General features: G+C 37.3%; 20 protein-coding genes. 8 read left to right on the top strand and 12 right to left on the bottom strand.

What is annotated here, in order from left to right:
- Positions 1-84: 84 nt before the first annotated feature.
- Complete coding sequence (locus FJR09_RS09815; protein WP_168653338.1) at positions 85-270, bottom strand: ATP-binding protein; 186 nt, start codon at positions 268-270, stop codon at positions 85-87.
- Between the two features lie 62 nt (positions 271-332).
- On the opposite strand from FJR09_RS09815, the gene FJR09_RS09810 reads away from it, so the two are divergent.
- On the top strand, positions 333-758 hold the full coding sequence (locus FJR09_RS09810) for a DUF4363 domain-containing protein (RefSeq protein ID WP_168653339.1): 426 nt from the start codon (positions 333-335) through the stop codon (positions 756-758).
- A 101-nt stretch (positions 759-859) separates the two neighbouring features.
- On the opposite strand, the gene FJR09_RS09805 is transcribed toward FJR09_RS09810, so the two are convergent.
- Together FJR09_RS09805 and FJR09_RS09800 are read right to left on the bottom strand one after the other, a co-directional pair.
- Positions 860-1,414, bottom strand: coding sequence for a 3'-5' exonuclease (locus FJR09_RS09805; protein WP_168632542.1), 555 nt, complete (start codon positions 1,412-1,414; stop codon positions 860-862).
- A gap of 75 nt (positions 1,415-1,489) precedes the next feature.
- On the bottom strand, positions 1,490-1,930 hold the full coding sequence (locus tag FJR09_RS09800) for a hypothetical protein (RefSeq protein ID WP_148761832.1): 441 nt from the start codon (positions 1,928-1,930) through the stop codon (positions 1,490-1,492).
- A gap of 101 nt (positions 1,931-2,031) precedes the next feature.
- Here FJR09_RS09800 and petN point away from each other — a divergent pair, with 101 nt between their 5' ends.
- Positions 2,032-2,118 carry a cytochrome b6-f complex subunit PetN gene (gene petN / locus FJR09_RS09795; RefSeq protein ID WP_013189847.1) on the top strand — a complete coding sequence of 29 codons (87 nt, stop codon included), beginning with the start codon at positions 2,032-2,034 and terminating at the stop codon, positions 2,116-2,118.
- A gap of 7 nt (positions 2,119-2,125) precedes the next feature.
- Positions 2,126-2,287, top strand: a complete 162-nt coding sequence (locus tag FJR09_RS09790) for a hypothetical protein (RefSeq protein WP_015079329.1) — start codon at positions 2,126-2,128, stop codon at positions 2,285-2,287.
- Between the two features lie 315 nt (positions 2,288-2,602).
- Here the strand turns inward: FJR09_RS09790 and FJR09_RS09785 are convergent, their stop codons facing one another.
- The 3 genes from FJR09_RS09785 to FJR09_RS09775 all read right to left on the bottom strand — a co-directional run bounded on the left by FJR09_RS09785 (position 2,603) and on the right by FJR09_RS09775 (position 4,087).
- The gene (locus FJR09_RS09785) at positions 2,603-2,845 is read right to left on the bottom strand and encodes a DUF4327 family protein (RefSeq protein WP_015079328.1); all 243 of its coding nucleotides are present in this window, start codon (positions 2,843-2,845) and stop codon (positions 2,603-2,605) included.
- A 510-nt stretch (positions 2,846-3,355) separates the two neighbouring features.
- A complete protein-coding gene (rbfA, locus tag FJR09_RS09780) occupies positions 3,356-3,754 on the bottom strand; it encodes a 30S ribosome-binding factor RbfA (RefSeq protein WP_015079327.1) in 399 nt (132 codons plus the stop codon).
- A gap of 126 nt (positions 3,755-3,880) precedes the next feature.
- A complete protein-coding gene (locus FJR09_RS09775) occupies positions 3,881-4,087 on the bottom strand; it encodes a DUF751 family protein (RefSeq protein ID WP_015079326.1) in 207 nt (68 codons plus the stop codon).
- A gap of 65 nt (positions 4,088-4,152) precedes the next feature.
- On the opposite strand from FJR09_RS09775, the gene FJR09_RS09770 reads away from it, so the two are divergent.
- Positions 4,153-4,989: a DNA adenine methylase gene (locus FJR09_RS09770; protein ID WP_168653340.1), complete on the top strand. Its 837-nt coding sequence runs from the start codon at positions 4,153-4,155 to the stop codon at positions 4,987-4,989.
- A gap of 294 nt (positions 4,990-5,283) precedes the next feature.
- Here FJR09_RS09770 and FJR09_RS09765 read toward each other — a convergent pair whose 3' ends face one another.
- The 3 genes from FJR09_RS09765 to FJR09_RS09750 form a co-directional block, all read right to left on the bottom strand.
- Positions 5,284-6,504: a HetZ-related protein gene (locus FJR09_RS09765; protein WP_015079324.1), complete on the bottom strand. Its 1,221-nt coding sequence runs from the start codon at positions 6,502-6,504 to the stop codon at positions 5,284-5,286.
- Positions 6,505-6,919: 415 nt separating this feature from the next.
- Positions 6,920-7,579, bottom strand: a complete 660-nt coding sequence (locus FJR09_RS09760) for an L-threonylcarbamoyladenylate synthase (protein ID WP_041458287.1) — start codon at positions 7,577-7,579, stop codon at positions 6,920-6,922.
- 145 nt (positions 7,580-7,724) lie between these two features.
- Positions 7,725-7,925 carry a hypothetical protein gene (locus FJR09_RS09750; RefSeq protein ID WP_085929740.1) on the bottom strand — a complete coding sequence of 67 codons (201 nt, stop codon included), beginning with the start codon at positions 7,923-7,925 and terminating at the stop codon, positions 7,725-7,727.
- A gap of 22 nt (positions 7,926-7,947) precedes the next feature.
- Here FJR09_RS09750 and larC point away from each other — a divergent pair, with 22 nt between their 5' ends.
- Together larC and FJR09_RS09740 are read left to right on the top strand one after the other, a co-directional pair.
- The gene (gene larC, locus FJR09_RS09745) at positions 7,948-9,219 is read left to right on the top strand and encodes a nickel pincer cofactor biosynthesis protein LarC (RefSeq protein WP_168653066.1); all 1,272 of its coding nucleotides are present in this window, start codon (positions 7,948-7,950) and stop codon (positions 9,217-9,219) included.
- 56 nt (positions 9,220-9,275) lie between these two features.
- A complete protein-coding gene (locus tag FJR09_RS09740; protein ID WP_168653065.1) occupies positions 9,276-10,187 on the top strand; it encodes a YbhN family protein in 912 nt (303 codons plus the stop codon).
- 269 nt (positions 10,188-10,456) lie between these two features.
- Here the strand turns inward: FJR09_RS09740 and FJR09_RS09735 are convergent, their stop codons facing one another.
- A complete protein-coding gene (locus FJR09_RS09735; protein WP_039201479.1) occupies positions 10,457-10,645 on the bottom strand; it encodes a hypothetical protein in 189 nt (62 codons plus the stop codon).
- Positions 10,646-10,919: 274 nt separating this feature from the next.
- Positions 10,920-11,102, bottom strand: coding sequence for a hypothetical protein (locus tag FJR09_RS09730; RefSeq protein ID WP_015079319.1), 183 nt, complete (start codon positions 11,100-11,102; stop codon positions 10,920-10,922).
- 884 nt (positions 11,103-11,986) lie between these two features.
- Here FJR09_RS09730 and FJR09_RS09725 point away from each other — a divergent pair.
- Together FJR09_RS09725 and FJR09_RS09720 are read left to right on the top strand one after the other, a co-directional pair.
- Positions 11,987-12,634, top strand: coding sequence for a sigma-70 family RNA polymerase sigma factor (locus FJR09_RS09725; RefSeq protein WP_015079318.1), 648 nt, complete (start codon positions 11,987-11,989; stop codon positions 12,632-12,634).
- A gap of 342 nt (positions 12,635-12,976) precedes the next feature.
- A complete protein-coding gene (locus FJR09_RS09720) occupies positions 12,977-13,651 on the top strand; it encodes a hypothetical protein (protein ID WP_254433073.1) in 675 nt (224 codons plus the stop codon).
- 259 nt (positions 13,652-13,910) lie between these two features.
- Here FJR09_RS09720 and FJR09_RS09715 read toward each other — a convergent pair whose 3' ends face one another.
- Positions 13,911-15,251: a TldD/PmbA family protein gene (locus FJR09_RS09715; protein ID WP_015079316.1), complete on the bottom strand. Its 1,341-nt coding sequence runs from the start codon at positions 15,249-15,251 to the stop codon at positions 13,911-13,913.
- Positions 15,252-15,292 lie beyond the last annotated feature (41 nt).

Genomic DNA, 15,292 nt, shown 5'->3' with positions numbered 1-15,292 from the left:
AATCCCCAAAATTTATCTTAAAAATCTCTTAAAACTGTTATTCTGAGCAGAGCGTTCCCACTCATAGGCTTATGACCAAGCTGTTTATTTATACATTAAAAACTTTTCAAACATCCTCTTAGAGGCGACACCAATACCAGTATCCGCCACTTCCATAACTACAAAATCATCCCATTTAACGATTTTTATCCTGACCAGACCATCATTAGACTGATATTGCAAAGTATTTCCCAGCAAATTGCCAAGTTGCACTTTCCAAGTTCTTGACATTTGCTGTTTTATCTAGGAAATATTAGCGGTACAAATAAAAATATCCATTAGGAGTTAACAGTATGAAAAGTTTCAAACCGATGTTAATTATTGCAAGTATCGGCTTACTGACTTTAGTAGGTTGTAACAAACCCGAACAAGCTGCCACCGAAACTACCCCAGCAGCAACTTCCAATTCTACAGAAAAAGTCCCAGGACAAAAATCCACAGTAAGTAATGCAGGTTTACTCGCTGTAGTCTCCAAAACAAAAACCGCAGTTAAAGCTGGCAATTTTGTTCAAGCCAAAAAAGAATTTGACAAATTTGAAGATGCTTGGAAAGAAGTAGAAGACGGAATCAAAGCTAAATCTCGTAATAATTATGACGCTGTAGAAAAAAGTATGGATGAAATTTCAGGAGAACTCAAAGCTGCTAAACCTCAAAAAGACAAGTTATTAGCATCATTACAGTCATTAGAAAAAACTATTAATGCTATTTCCAAGTCTTAATAAGATCTCAAATGCAATAATTTTGAATGGGACAACATTTAAATAAAATCTGTTTTCTGTAGGGTGGGTAATGCCCACCATTCTTGCTTAAATGTCTTGGATTAGTCACTTTTTTGAGTAGTTTGCATATAACGGTAAATCGCTGCTATATTCCGAGCATCATCAATACCTCGATGATGTGTACCTTGTAATTCCATTCCTAAATGTTCCAAAGCTTGTGCCATACCAAACTTATCAGATACACCTAAATATTCAGAAAATTCCGTTTTAATATTTCTATGTTCTGCACCAAAAGGATAAGGAATATGATGGAATTTACAATCTTGTAAAAATTGCGATTTATCGTAATTACCCCAAGAACAAAATATATTATTAGGAAATAAATTCATCCAATCAGTTAATTTTGACATCACTTCTGGGAAACTTTGTGCTGCGTCAACTTGTTGCTGAGAAATACTAGTCAATTCTGTGCAAAAAGCTGTAAGTTGAGGATTTCTCACAGGTTTAATAAATTGTTGAAACTCATCATCAATTTCCCAAGTTTGACGATTTAGTATTACCGCACCAATTTCAATAATTTCCATCTGATGACGGGGAATGCTCTTTTGATGACAACAAGTAGCTTCAAGATCAATGATCAAAAAGTAGTGATTCATAGGTAATTGGTAAATTTATTATATCCCCGACTTCTTTGAGAAGTCGGGGATATTATTTTTATGTTATTTACAAATTCATGAAAAAGGTTTGAGCCATTTTCGTAAAATAGCAATATCTAAAGCAAAAGCAGCAAAGGCAAACCACAATATACTTTCTCCTGCTAAGATTAAAAAAGGCAAAACCGGATTATTTATATGCCAACCAACTTCTATTTGAGTTAAACCTCGCACCAAACCAAAAGCCCAAACTCCACCAGTTTTCAGATGAGAATTGGTATCTACGCGGATAATATAGCGATAGGTGACACCAAATAGAAACCCAGAAAACCCGGCGATAACACCATTTAATAATATCTGTAAATTCACTATATCAATTTTATCATAACTAACCAAGGGAAAATACTTATCCAGCCATAAAACATTAATAAAGCTAGTGCTAAGGAAAGCTAAACCTAAAGATACGCTACCAATTGCTCCCGCTTTGAGAGATTCTAACCGTTCTGCCATTAATTCCATAATTTTTCTAACTCTCCTACCAATATAGTTAATAAATCCACTGCGTTTTCCCAGTATGATGAATATTAGAGCCGTTTTGTAATTATTTGAAAAGTAGAACTATGATTTTGACACTGGGTTGGGTATCGCTGTTAGTTGTGTTTACTTGGTCTATTTCTATGGTAGTTTGGGGACGCAACGGACTATAGAGGCATCGTGGAAAGTCCATTTTTGGGTATTTTAGCCGTATTTGGTGTAGTGCTGCTAGTAGGAGTCACTGGTGGTGTTGTTTATCTAACATTAGCAGATTGGCGCGATCGCCGTCGTCTCGAAGACGAAACCCGCGAAGCCCGACGTAGCACTAGCAAGCGAAAATGATTCTCTTACAGCTGACGTATAGCTGTATTTTGCGTTAAAAAGTGTTTATGTAGGGATAACAGCTATTCGTATCCCTACATAATCTATATTTATTGTTAAAGCAGATATCCAGGGAATAAATTCCCTGTCTAATAGCCAAAGTCGGTTAAAACCGACTAATAATAATTCTCTCTCTTCCTCTTTGCGCCTTTGCTCCTTAGCGCCTGCGAAATAAAATTAATTAAGTAAAATAGAAAAAAATATACCTGTCTATAGCCAAAAACTACAAACAAGTACAATTAAAAATAACAGTAGTTTATTAAAAAAACAAAATTATTAGTCGTTATCCCACTCTTCACGTCCGATTAAATCACCAATGCGATCGCGGAGTAAAAAATCACATTTCTCTAATTCACATTCTACACAAACCCACTCTCTAGCTGGAATGAACTGGCAAAGTGTATATATTGGTTGCTGACGGCCAACCATTCCCCTTTCCACCAGTCGGCGTGCTTCGTCCTGAATAACATTCAGAGAGTAGTAATTGTAATTGATAGAAGGCACCGTATTCACACTCATGGTTTTTTTCTCACAAAATTACATCAAAAATACATTTAGATAGCGTTCCTGTTATGCACGAGGAACAAAGATGGCAATAATTAAACCTGTGTTCGGGGTTTTGTAGTTTGCTATACGGAACTATTATCATTTTGACGCTATACACCTCTAAATTATCTAAAGAAATGTTAAGTTTGTCAAGAAAGCGTGACATTCATGGTAATTGAATTTGATATTCCTAAGATAACAGCAGTTAAGTTTACTAATCAAACCTAGATATTTCTATTTTTAACATTTTTTAACATTAATTTGTATAAAAACTATTAAAGTTATACTAGATTTGCTGTGACGTTAACTGTATTAGTATATATAGGCTTATGGCGTTTGACCTCTACCCTCAGACACAGGATTTGTAATACCCATAATTCTCTAAAAATAGGGAATCAAGGCATTGCCCATTATCCCCATCTAGATGGCTTTAACAAGCAACAAGTTCCAGATTTATGGATATTTTGGGAAACTTTAGATCAATCATTCGGTAATCTCTTCTGCTCCCTCATCCATACTTGACAATGTTCGTTTTTCCTCCAGTTGGTTTAACAAACTCAGCACTTTAGTACCTCGTTCTATAGAACGATCTTCCACAAAAATTACTTCTGGAGTCCGTCTTAATCTGACCCTAGAGCCAAGCTCACTGCGAACGTAACCTGTAGCTGACTTTAAACCAGCCATTGTTTCCGTCTTCGCTTCCTCAGTTCCATAGATGCTTACAAAGATGGTAGCGTGTTGTAGATCCCCAGAAACATCCACATCAGTAACACTGACCATTCCCATACCCACACGGTCATCTTTGATACCGTTGAATAGCATTTGGCTAACTTCCCGTTTAATTAATTCAGCAACGCGGGAAACGCGGCGATTTGTAGCCATATAAATTCCGCCTTCTCACAGAGGTTTAATAACATGATTCTAAATGCAAATTAGAGTGGACAGAGCTTGATGTGATAAAATCAACAGCAACAGTCCAATAAGCTCAACCCTTTCCTGGCTTTTGGTTTAGATTGGATTCAATCCCAGCATAGCCCGCACGGTAAGCGTTACGAAAAAAAGACCACCGGCAAAAAAGCCTAAAATAGCAATCAGCGTCACAGGACGTTTCAAGAATGGAAACAGCGGCTCAAGGGTGTTTAGAAAAATACCCAAGACGATACTAATCAAGTACCGAGGGTAGCGAAAGACGTTATCCCAAAATCCATCAAACATTTGAATTTAGACTGCCTTATTATAAACTTTATTGATTAGTTAGTTTTTAGTTTAATCGTAAGTAGATGGTAAGTCAAATCCCTAAACAAACTTACCCACGGCCATTTTTAAAGTGGGCTGGGGGTAAGACTAGATTAATTTCGCAATATAAAGACTATTTTCCTCAGCATTATCAGACTTATTATGAACCATTTTTAGGTGGGGGAGCAGTTTTTTTCTATTTGCAACCATCCAAAGCAGTTTTAACTGATATTAATGCAGATTTGATTCTTACTTATCGGTGCGTTAGAGATGATCTTGAGGACTTAATAACTTTGCTGCAAGCACATAAGCAAAGACATAATTCAGATTATTATTATGATGTGAGAAATTCTTATACTGGGACAGATTTAGAAAAAGCGGCTCGGTTTATTTATCTGAATAAAACTTGTTTTAATGGACTTTATCGGGTTAATTCTCAGGGTAAATTTAATGTCCCTGTGGGAAAATATAAAAATCCTGGTATTTGTCAAGAAGAAATTTTGAAAGTGGCATCGGTCGCACTCAAGAAGGTAGAAATTAAACAAGCTAATTTTGATGAAGTGCTAAATTATGCAACTGGTAGTAATGAATTTGTTTATTTTGATCCTCCCTATTATCCTCTAAATAAAACTAGCAATTTTACAGCTTATAGTAATTTTTGTTTTGACGAGAATCAGCAAATCAAACTTAGGGATATTTTTATTCAATTAGCTGATAAAGGTGTAAAGGTCATGCTATCTAATTCAGATTGTCCATTTATTCGTGATCTTTATAGTGATTTTAATATTCACACCATATCAGCAGCGAGGTCAATTAATTCTAATGCTCAAAAGCGAGGGAAAATCACTGAAGTATTAGTAACTTCTTATAAAAAATTGTAGGTTGGGTAGAACGAAGTGAAACCCAACATTGTTAAAAACAGTGAAACCCAACATTGTAAAAATGGTAAAACCCAACATTGTTAAAACAGTGAAACCCAACATTGTTAAAAACAGTGAAATCCAACATTGTTAAAAACAGTGAAATCCAACATTGTGAAAAACAGTGAAACCCAACATTGTTAAAAACGGTAAAACCCAACATTGTTAAAAACGGTAAAACCCAACATTCTAAAATCTAACATTTCCATAAAAATGTTGGGTTTCCTTGCGTCAACCCAACCTACGGAATTGACTTTAATTGTTTTTAGCTTCAGCATGACCGTTACGAATAGACCATGCTAATTCCAACATTTGTGTCCAGCGTTTTTGGAGTTGTTTAGGAGTACATTGAACAGCTTTAGAAATAAGTAGATCACTTTGACAGGCAGTTTTTAATTCAAAAATTTGCTGTTGCTGTGGTGTAAGTTGATGCCAAAAAATATCCCATTGCTGGGAAGATAAACCTAACTTATGTTCTAAACCAGCACCTAACCATTGATGAACTAATTGCCATTGGTGCTGTTTGGCAAACTTCTCAACGTGATATTTAAATCTTTGCTGCAAATAATCGCGTTGACGACTAGTTAAACCCAGAATTTGATCAATTTCCGGTGCAGAAAGATCCTGGAGTTTGAGAGTCAAGTAATTCATACAATCAGATTGTCCTTGAGACTCCAGATATTTCATCAATTCGGTAATCACGCGATTGCGTTCCGACTCTTCAGAAGGGTCAAAACCAGGTTTAGCAATCATTTGTGAGCGAATTTGCTGCACTGCCACATTGCGTTGATAAGATTCTGCTTCTTCCGTTTTCGCAGAATCCACAGCCATTTCAATATCTACAGTAGTTTCTTGGGGTTGACGACGGGCAAAACCTTGAGCGCGTAAAACAATTAATTGCTGATTAGCACCACCAGGTAAATTAATCCGACGTTTGGCATATTGTTCTGTAAACGCCATATACTCAGCTACTTGTAACTGAGTCCGAGGGGTGTAATTTTCAGGTAATTCAGTTTCTCGACGAAAAGCTTTAATAGCTTCGATATAAAAAGCTTGTAAAAAATCTTCAATCAGATTGTAACGAGCCTCAAACCCTAAATCTGAGCCGGCAACAGTAACGTGACGATAAACAATTGCACCCAAGCTGCTGTGTAATTCTACCCGTCCTTGTTTAGAACCAAGTTGATAGTAACGTAAACACTTTTGTAAACGATGTCTTCCTAAAGTAATTTGCCAAGACTGAATTTGTCCTGAGTTTTGAATGCGAGAGCTTTTATCACATATCCGTTCTACTTCTTTGGCTATGCGGCCAACGACATCTTGTACACCTGAAGTGGCGGATTTAACTTGAGATTGCATCTCATGGGATAAAAGTTGCACCAATGTATCACTGGTGGGAATAGACAATTCTTCAAGAGAAATATAGCTATCAAAAGCAGATGTAGAATTAGGCAGATTGGCGATGTTAGCTTTCATGACTTTTCTATAAAATTGGTATTGCACCTTAACTCAAATGCAGATACGGTATTTAATGCCAGTCTCAGGAGGGAAAGTCTTTGGAGATTTATTCCTCAAAATTCACCAACTAGATTGCTGATATGTAAATACTGTAGGAAATTTCCAAAGTTAAGGGCTTGTTAATTGTGTCGGTTTGTTTTTAGCAACTAAATCAAAGATGGCATATAAGATATTCACTGTGAGGGCAAATTGCCAAATTGCCAAAAGCCTAGTCATAGTAAGATTGGCTGATAGCCTGTATGGCGTAGCCATGATTACATGACTAAGGATGACAGCACCTGGAAGGATGACAATTTCAAAATTGGCGTAAGGTGATCATATAATTAGCGCAACGGAGTCCAAAACAAGGGGTTGCACTTGTAAAGCTTTATTCTTAAACCCAAGTAGCTACGGCTTCCCAACCTAAACCTCTCCGAATAATAACTGGTTCTTCATCGGTCAAATCTAAAATGGTAGACACTTGATATGTAGGTTCTTCGGCAGTGTCAATAATGATATCTACCAATTTATCCAAATGGTCATATAAATCTACCCTTGTCAAAATTGGTTGTTTTCCGTTCTCAACTATTTCCTGGTCTTCGTCATTTGCTCTAATATGAGCCGAAGTAGAAATAATCGGGTTTCCTAATGCTTCCATTAATGCCAAACAAACCTGATGATTTGGCACTCGAATTCCTGTGGTTTTGCGTTTGGGACTTTGTACTAGTCGTGGTACGAGTTTGGTAGCAGGGAGCAAAAATGTGTAGGGTCCTGGTATTAACCGCTTCATAATCCGGTAGGCTGTATCACTTACGGAGGCATAAGTCGCCACATTGGAGAGTGAGGGACATAAAAATGTCAGTGGTTTATCATTTGCTAACTGTTTGATTTGCCGCACTCTTTCCACCGCCGACTTGGAATTCAAATCACAACCAATTGCGTAAACTGTATCTGTAGGGTAGAGCATGATAGCGCCACCTAATAGCGCTAACTTTATTTCCTCTATTCGGCGGCTTTGAGGATTATCAGGATGAATGGTGAATATTTTGGCCATAATGATTATTGGTAATGGGTAATGGGTAATGGGTAATGGGTAATGGGTAATGGGTAATTGGTAATTGGTAATTGGTAATAGTTTTACCACTGACAACTGTACGGGCGAAGCATTTGGAGAACTATTTTTGGCAATGACCGATAATTTATCTTCCAAATGCTTCGCCCCTACTAACAACTGACAACTGTACGGGCGAAGCATTTGGAGAACTATTTTTGGCAATGACTGATAATTTATCTTCCAAATGCTTCGCCCCTACTAACAACTGTACGGGCGAAGCATTTGGAGAACTATTTTTGGCAATGACTGATAATTTATCTTCCAAATGCTTCGCCCCTACTGACAACTGACAACTAACAAATAAATTTATGAATAAAATCGCTTATCTTCAATGCCCAACAGGGATTTCTGGTGATATGTGCTTGGGGGCGTTAGTCAGTCTCGGTGTGCCTGTGGAGTATTTGGTGGAAAAACTCAATGGCTTGGGAATTGAGGCAGAATACCGATTACGGGCGGAATTGGTTCACCGTCAAGGTCAACAAGCGACTAAGGTTGATGTGGATTTGGTTCATCACCATCATCATCATTCTCATAATGAACATGATCACCACCACACCCGTCATTTGCCAGAAATAGAGGAGATGATTCTCAAGGGGAATTTGCCAGTGCGGGCGGAAGCTTGGAGTTTAGCTGTTTTCCGACAGTTGGCAGTGGCAGAGGGGGCTGTTCATGGCATCGCACCGGAAAAAGTTCATTTTCATGAAGTGGGGGCTGTGGATGCCATTGTGGATATTGTTGGTACTTGCTTAGGGTTGGATTGGTTGGGTATTGATTGCGATCGCTCAGGGTTGCCTTTGCTATACTGTTCTGCATTTCCAACGGGAGGTGGTACTGTTAATGCGGCACATGGAAGAATGGCTGTACCAGTACCAGCGGTGTTAAAGTTGTGGGAAATGCGGGGTTGTCCAGTTTATAGCAATGGTATTGACAGAGAATTGGTAACACCAACGGGGGCGGCGATCGCTACTACCTTAGTACAAGACTTTGGTTCTCCACCACCAATGACTATCAAACAGATAGGATTAGGGGCGGGTTCTCTAGATTTACCCATTTCTAATATACTACGGATCTGGTACGGTGAAAATGAATCTTTACAGACTGATAACTCTGATTTAGGGGAATATTCTCCAAATCTAGAAACTATTACTGTCCTCGAAACTCAAATAGATGATTTAAATCCGCAAGTATTCGGTTATGTGTTTGAGGCTTTATTTGCTGCGGGTGCGGTGGATGTTTTTACTCAACCCATAGGGATGAAAAAGTCACGAACTGGAATTTTATTAACTGTGATTTGTCATCCTGAAAATTTAGCTAGTTGTGAGGATGTGTTATTTCGAGAAACTAGCACTTTAGGGATTCGTCGTACTACTCAAAAACGGTCATTTTTACAAAGGGAAATGCAAAAGGTGGAAACTGTTTATGGGACAATATCTGTAAAAGTTGCCTGGACAGGAAAAGCTACAGAAAAGGTGATTACTAATGTGCAGCCAGAATATGAAGATTGTGCAGAATTAGCAAGACAAAATAATATTCCTTGGCGAGAAATTCATCGGTTAGCGTTAGAAAGTTGGCACAATTAACCAGATCCCCGACTTCTTCAAGAAGTCGGGGATCTGAATATTTCAATAAATCTAAAATGAAGAAAATTGTCCGGTGGTTGATTTTAGGTGGTACGCTATTTTTTTTGTTGAAAGCGTTAAAAGATAATTGGTTGGGAGTTAGTGCTATTCGGATTAGTGCAAATGGATGGTTAATATTAGTAGCTGCTACATTTATAACTTTACTGGCACATATTTGGGCGGGTTGGATTTGGACTTGGGTACTAAAAGAGTTGAATCAATCTGTATCTGCTATTGAATTTATTCAAGTTTATTTAAAAACGAATATTGCTAAATATTTACCTGGGAATGTTTGGCATTATTACGGGCGAATTATGGCGGCTAAAAATGCTAATATTCCTACTAATATTGCTACTTTAAGTGTTTTATTAGAACCATTATTAATGTTAGCAGCAGCTTTAATTATTATTGTTTTATTTGGTAGTGAACTTGTTGTTAATAATCTGAAATTTAATTTCATGATTCTGCAATTTCCGAGTTTAATAATTGTCTTGGGTATACTTCATCCTCGATTTTTAAATCCAGCTATTAAACTTTTAGATCGGTGGAAAAATAAAAAACCTAATGGAGAAAATCAATTAATTAATAGTTTTATAATTAAACGTTACCCGGTAAAACCATTATTAGGAGAATTAGTTTTTTTAGGGTTGAGGTGTGCTGGATTTATTTTAACTATGTTGGCTTTAACTTCTGTAAATTGGGAGCAAATACCCTTATTAGTGGGAGCTTTTAGTTGTGCTTGGGTATTGGGGTTAATTGTTCCTGGTGCGCCTGGTGGTTTAGGAGTATTTGAAACCACAGCGATGTTACTGTTACAATATCATTTTCCGGCGGCTTTGGTGATTAGTGCGATCGCTCTTTATCGTCTCATTAGTATCTTAGCAGAAACCACCGGAGCAGCCCTAGCTTGGCTATTTGAAAGGATTTAATCAATTTTATATCTATGCTCATTTAGGAGTCACCGAGATTTGATGTTATAATTTTGGTGAAATAAAATCGGGCAAATACTAGAAGGACAATTAGAAAGGCAATGAGGGAATGAGTGAAGATATCAGGCTTGATATAAAAGTTCCCTGACAAACAAATAAGCAAAGCAAAATTTGTTCAGCCAGAGAAGTTTCTAGTAAGTGAGGCTTTATATTTAAGTGAGTCAAAATAGCTATTTTGCAAGAGTTAAATATTCCTAAATAGAGAGAAATTATACTAATGCTGTTGCTATAACCATCACTGCTTGAGCAGGAGTTAGACGTGCTGAACCGTTGGCAGCTAAGAATCCAGCGAGGGCGGTAGCAGCAGCAGCAGCATCACCACCACTAACAGTAGCGGATTCTTCCAAAGAGAGTTCAGTAAACAGTTCCTTATGTTCGAGATTATTAATTTTTGACATAATTGTGTTCTTCTTAATTAGGCACATCTAATCAGAAAACCAAGTAATTATTCACTCCCCTACTCTCTGAAAAGTTTCCGAAAAACTTATGAAAAAATTAATTGAAGGGTAGGGAAGTGAACAGTTAAGGAGGAAATTGTCTATGGTTTTACTAAGTCTAAGAAATGCGCCCATCTCAATTTAAAGTAGAGAGTATCTGCTTGAATTTCTGGGAATCTGGGGCGCATTCTTGACCTCATTTGATGGAACAAACTCACGGAAAGCTACAAAGATACTACGGAGCTAATGTTGTCACTATTGATGCAACTGCATCCTCATTCCTTAATGCGGCTAATGGACGGGCTGCCAGAAATCCCGCAAGTGCCTGCGCCCCACCAACAGCAGTGCCACCACTAACGTTAGCAGATTCTTCATTGGAAAGTTCGCTAAACAATTCATTATTTTCGATAACTTGCATGATGTTTTTTCCTTAATTAACAGAATGAAGATAAAGAATGAAGTGGCACTTTTCTCAAGCAGAAAGGTACACACATTGCTCGCACAGTTCACGAAAAAGATTAAATTCCACAATTAAAAAAGCACTCAAAAATTTGAGAACTAGGAAACAAATTCCCGGAGGATAGCTTCACTAGCAGGTGTAGTTTAGAGCCAAAGTAAAATATTCACTAATGCTCAAACTTCCTTGCCTCTTTGTGAACTTGATGGTGAACTGTCCTTACTTTCTATAACGAACACCCAAAACAAAATATTCCGAAGTTGGCAAGAAAATTTGGAAGCCTTGCTGAATAGGTATTGAGCAAGCGCAACTAATGGTATTTAGGTTTTTATCAATCAAGAACTGCTATATTTTTTTCTGTTGCATAATTATAAATTTTATATTTTTCCTCTATCTAGAGTAATAAAAAAAGCTAAATTCTATCTCTACTGTTTAGACGATGTTGAATAGATTGGCATTGAGACTTAAATAGGAAGAATCGAAATAAAAATATGCGGTGATATCAAATCCGGGTAATTGCAATCATCGAATATTTTATGATGACCAAGCTGTGAACCGTCTATGCAGTTAGTGTGAGACATGGAATGTAAGTAAGAAAATATAGAGAAAAAAGATTTGGTTTCAAAACCATAAATTTATATGGTATTAATCAACATTCTCTACATTTCCTTATGTGAGAAAAAAGTATAAATGCTGAATTTATATATTTGTTGGTGAAGGCGTTATTCAATCAAGTTGAATTTACGCTCTAATTTTCACAAAAATAATCCTGTTATTCAGCAATTTGCGAATTGGAAAGATTATTTATTTCCTAGTTAATAGCCTATTTATCAAGGACATATTGTATGTTATCAGCGCAGGAATCATGGTCTTATTCTTCAGAGACTTGGCTTGACTCAAACTATCGCCAGAGATTAAAAAAAATTGCTAACAAATACACTAGGGGTACAGGCATATCTTGGGAAGATGCGGTTCAAAATGCCCATTTAAAAATATTTCAGGGTCTGCAATCTGGCAAGTTCAGAGAAGGAGGATTAGAAGAATTTTATCGCTGGGCTGCTACAGTAGCCCGCTGTGCGATTATTGATTTTGTCCGTCAAGAAAATCTGCGAAAATGCCAAAGTTTAGATTGCAATATCCCTGGAACAGATATAGCCCTGTTAGATACAATTACTGATGAATTTAATATTTTGGAAGCAACAGAAAGGGCAGATTTAATTCTTAAAGCGATAGAGAAAATTTATCAACTAGATCAACAATATCCACGCCAAAACTATCTGAAATTATGGCAAGGTAAAATTGATGGAAAAACACAAACTCAACTAGCTGGAGAATTGAGAGTTAGTCAGAGTGAAATATCCAAACGATGGCAGGAACTTTTAGGACGGATTGCTGATTCTTTAGGACTACTTAAAGTTGAAGATTTCAAGGGCAAACTGCAAGAAAATCGCCAGCAAAAGAGAGAATACAATCGGTCAACAAAGCAGTGGTAAGTGAATAAAATACTCAAATTGATTGAAATGAGAGTAAGTAGGTTAGCATTGAAAATCGTCGTTATGGCACTAGGCAAGAGGCAAGAGGCAAGAGGCAAGAGGGTTTGGGCGATTTTACTTTTCGTTACATATTACTCTTCGAGAAGCCGCTTCGCGTCTACGGTTTTTTTCCGTTCACCTACTTAAATCCTGATATTTAGAAGCGTCCGAACGTTACATAATATATGGGATTGGATGCGACTACACCCAGAATCCCGGCTCATTGTTAATTTTTGTCGGGAAACTAAATATATGCGTGTAAACTTGAGTAAATCCACATTTTTAAACAGGCAAGCGTCTAATATGCCAATCCCACAACCTGGAGAAATTTGGGAAGTGAGTCGCTTAATAAGAAGTCCTTTGAAATTCTCTCAAGAACAAGAAACTTTTTACTCTTCCTCAGCACAAAGTTTTTTGGCAGGCAACTCACCACCGCGCTATGTAATGATTGTCAAAGAACCTGAAGCAATTCTAGATACAAATGAGGAGTGGCTAATTTTTTCTGTCATGTTGCTATCAGGAGAAACAGATTTTCTCAGTGATGTAGATTTGCTAATTCCTGCGAAAATATCTGGACTAGAAAAAGATTTATTAGCTGAAACATGGCACATTATCCCAGCGTTAGCTTGTAACTTGCTACAGCCAGTTGGTAACAGACTATCGCGCCAAATTTATGACTGTCTTCTGACCGTTAGAGACTATCATTATGGGTTAGGTAAAGAACCATCAGTAATATCAGAAATCCAGGAATTAGGTTTAATAAATAGTAGCTTATCTTTTGCAAATAGCTTAAAGATTCAAGATTTTCACAAAGCAGAACAAGCCTGGAGTGATGTATTGACAATACCAGTAGCAGCTTGCCAAACTTACTTGAAAAGTATAAACTTCACCAATGCAGTATTAAATGAAGCATTGCAACTAGAACAAGACCTGCAAATTGATAGAACCTGGACTAAGAGGTTGTTTGAAAAGTATTAGATGAAACCAACAATCTCCGAAACCTAACCCCCCTTCCCCCCTTCCCTACAAGGGAATGGGGGTTTCAAAGCCTCTCCCCGCGTCGGGGAGAGGTTTGGAGAGGGGTTTATTGATACATTAAAAACTTTTCAAACATCCTCTAAGTTTGATGTCAATGAAAAGCCTCAAATTGATTAATTTGAGGCCATGATGTCAAAGTTTGGGAGAAATTTTCATGTTTTCAACAGATTCATGCAGACGCACAGAGTAAAAAAAGATATTAATCTCCAGTAATAGAAAGTTCACTCACCCAGACTCTCGGTGCAACTCCTCCTGGTGTTAACTCAACTTCTTTTTCTACATAAACAATTGATTTCAAAAGTTCTAAGAAATCACCAGCTACAGTTGCCGACTCAATACTGGTTTTTTCACCCTTATTAATTAACCAACCATCAAAAGGTAAAGAAAAAGAACCTTGTAAAGCCTTAACACCCGCATGAAGAGCTTGTAAATCATCAATTAAAATCACATTTTCCGCAGTTTCCAAACTCAATTCTTTCTCTGGAGTTCCTGCTGCAAAAACGTGATAAAAATTGGGACTGACACTCACTTTTGCGCCAATACTAGCATTACCTGTAGGTTGAGCATTTAACCGTTTTGCAGTTCCCGCACTATGCAAAAAGCTGGTTAAAATGCCCTTTTCTATTAACTTAATTTGCCGGGTGGGAGTCCCTTCACCATCAAAACTTTCAGCCCCAATATTAGCGGGGTGTAAAGCATCATCATAAACTGAAAGTAAAGGTGAAGCCAGTTCTTTACCGATATCATCAGTTTTCGATAAACTTTGATTATCCAGAATACTTTGGGCGTTAAATAAATTGGAAAAAGCCCCCAACAAACTTAAAAAAGCTTCAGCAGAGAAAACTACTTGATATTTACCAGTTTTGATTTTTTCATAATGCAAATGACTGATGGTTTTATCAGCAGTTTCTTGAATACAACCTGCAATATCTAAATCGGCTACACTTTCCTTGACTCGATAAGCACCAGCACTGCGAGGTTTTTTATTTTCCTCTTCAGTTTTGCTGTACAAATAAATAGAAGCTAAAGAATGAGATTCAGTTCTCACAGCACCATCACTATTGAGATAAAATCTGTCAATATCTCTTTGTGCTAAACCATTATAAGGCACACTTGTAATCGCAGGATGTTTTGCCATTAATTCTTTTTCTGCTACTAATAGTTTTTCTATTAGTTCAGAAACAGGTGCTTGCAGGGCTTTTTTCTGATGTGTATTAGGAATAGGAATAGTTGCTTCTGGACTAAAATCAGGAACATTTTCTTTCACACCAAAAAAACTCGCTTCGTAAGCAGTTTTTAAAGCTAATTCTAATCCTTGAGCATCTACATCTGTGGTGCTGGTAACACCCATTGTATTTTCTTCATTCCAAACCCGAACTGTTACCCCAGAACGATTGGAAGCTTTGACTTGTTTGGGTTCACCTTGGTCAACTTGAACGCTAGTATCATCTACAGTTGAACCGTAAATATCAAACTTTTTAATGCCAAGTTTGGCAGCATTTTCTTGAGCGTAGGTTGCGATTTCTTGAATGTTAGACATGATTACATTTTAAGATGAAAGTTTCGCGCAAAGGTACAAAG

The sequence above is a fragment of the Dolichospermum sp. UHCC 0406 genome, from assembly GCF_009712025.1.
GTDB lineage: Bacteria > Cyanobacteriota > Cyanobacteriia > Cyanobacteriales > Nostocaceae > Dolichospermum > Dolichospermum lemmermannii.
The sequence above is the reverse complement of the archived record's forward strand: the minus strand, read 5'-3'. Positions and strand labels throughout refer to the sequence as shown.

Excerpts from the sequence above, each read along its gene's own strand:
- FJR09_RS09720 (WP_254433073.1), top strand. The coding sequence starts at position 12,977 with ATGCCAATCCCACAACCTGGAGAAATTTGGGAAGTGAGTCGCTTAATA.
- rbfA (WP_015079327.1), bottom strand. The coding sequence starts at position 3,754 with ATGGCTACAAATCGCCGCGTTTCCCGCGTTGCTGAATTAATTAAACGG.
- FJR09_RS09765 (WP_015079324.1), bottom strand. The coding sequence starts at position 6,504 with ATGAAAGCTAACATCGCCAATCTGCCTAATTCTACATCTGCTTTTGAT.
- FJR09_RS09735 (WP_039201479.1), bottom strand. The coding sequence starts at position 10,645 with ATGTCAAAAATTAATAATCTCGAACATAAGGAACTGTTTACTGAACTC.
- FJR09_RS09805 (WP_168632542.1), bottom strand. The coding sequence starts at position 1,414 with ATGAATCACTACTTTTTGATCATTGATCTTGAAGCTACTTGTTGTCAT.
- FJR09_RS09815 (WP_168653338.1), bottom strand. The coding sequence starts at position 270 with ATGTCAAGAACTTGGAAAGTGCAACTTGGCAATTTGCTGGGAAATACT.
- FJR09_RS09725 (WP_015079318.1), top strand. The coding sequence starts at position 11,987 with ATGTTATCAGCGCAGGAATCATGGTCTTATTCTTCAGAGACTTGGCTT.
- FJR09_RS09770 (WP_168653340.1), top strand. The coding sequence starts at position 4,153 with ATGGTAAGTCAAATCCCTAAACAAACTTACCCACGGCCATTTTTAAAG.
- FJR09_RS09730 (WP_015079319.1), bottom strand. The coding sequence starts at position 11,102 with ATGCAAGTTATCGAAAATAATGAATTGTTTAGCGAACTTTCCAATGAA.
- FJR09_RS09775 (WP_015079326.1), bottom strand. The coding sequence starts at position 4,087 with ATGTTTGATGGATTTTGGGATAACGTCTTTCGCTACCCTCGGTACTTG.
- FJR09_RS09785 (WP_015079328.1), bottom strand. The coding sequence starts at position 2,845 with ATGAGTGTGAATACGGTGCCTTCTATCAATTACAATTACTACTCTCTG.
- FJR09_RS09810 (WP_168653339.1), top strand. The coding sequence starts at position 333 with ATGAAAAGTTTCAAACCGATGTTAATTATTGCAAGTATCGGCTTACTG.
- larC (WP_168653066.1), top strand. The coding sequence starts at position 7,948 with ATGAATAAAATCGCTTATCTTCAATGCCCAACAGGGATTTCTGGTGAT.
- FJR09_RS09800 (WP_148761832.1), bottom strand. The coding sequence starts at position 1,930 with ATGGAATTAATGGCAGAACGGTTAGAATCTCTCAAAGCGGGAGCAATT.
- FJR09_RS09740 (WP_168653065.1), top strand. The coding sequence starts at position 9,276 with ATGAAGAAAATTGTCCGGTGGTTGATTTTAGGTGGTACGCTATTTTTT.
- FJR09_RS09715 (WP_015079316.1), bottom strand. The coding sequence starts at position 15,251 with ATGTCTAACATTCAAGAAATCGCAACCTACGCTCAAGAAAATGCTGCC.
- petN (WP_013189847.1), top strand. The coding sequence starts at position 2,032 with ATGATTTTGACACTGGGTTGGGTATCGCTGTTAGTTGTGTTTACTTGG.
- FJR09_RS09760 (WP_041458287.1), bottom strand. The coding sequence starts at position 7,579 with ATGGCCAAAATATTCACCATTCATCCTGATAATCCTCAAAGCCGCCGA.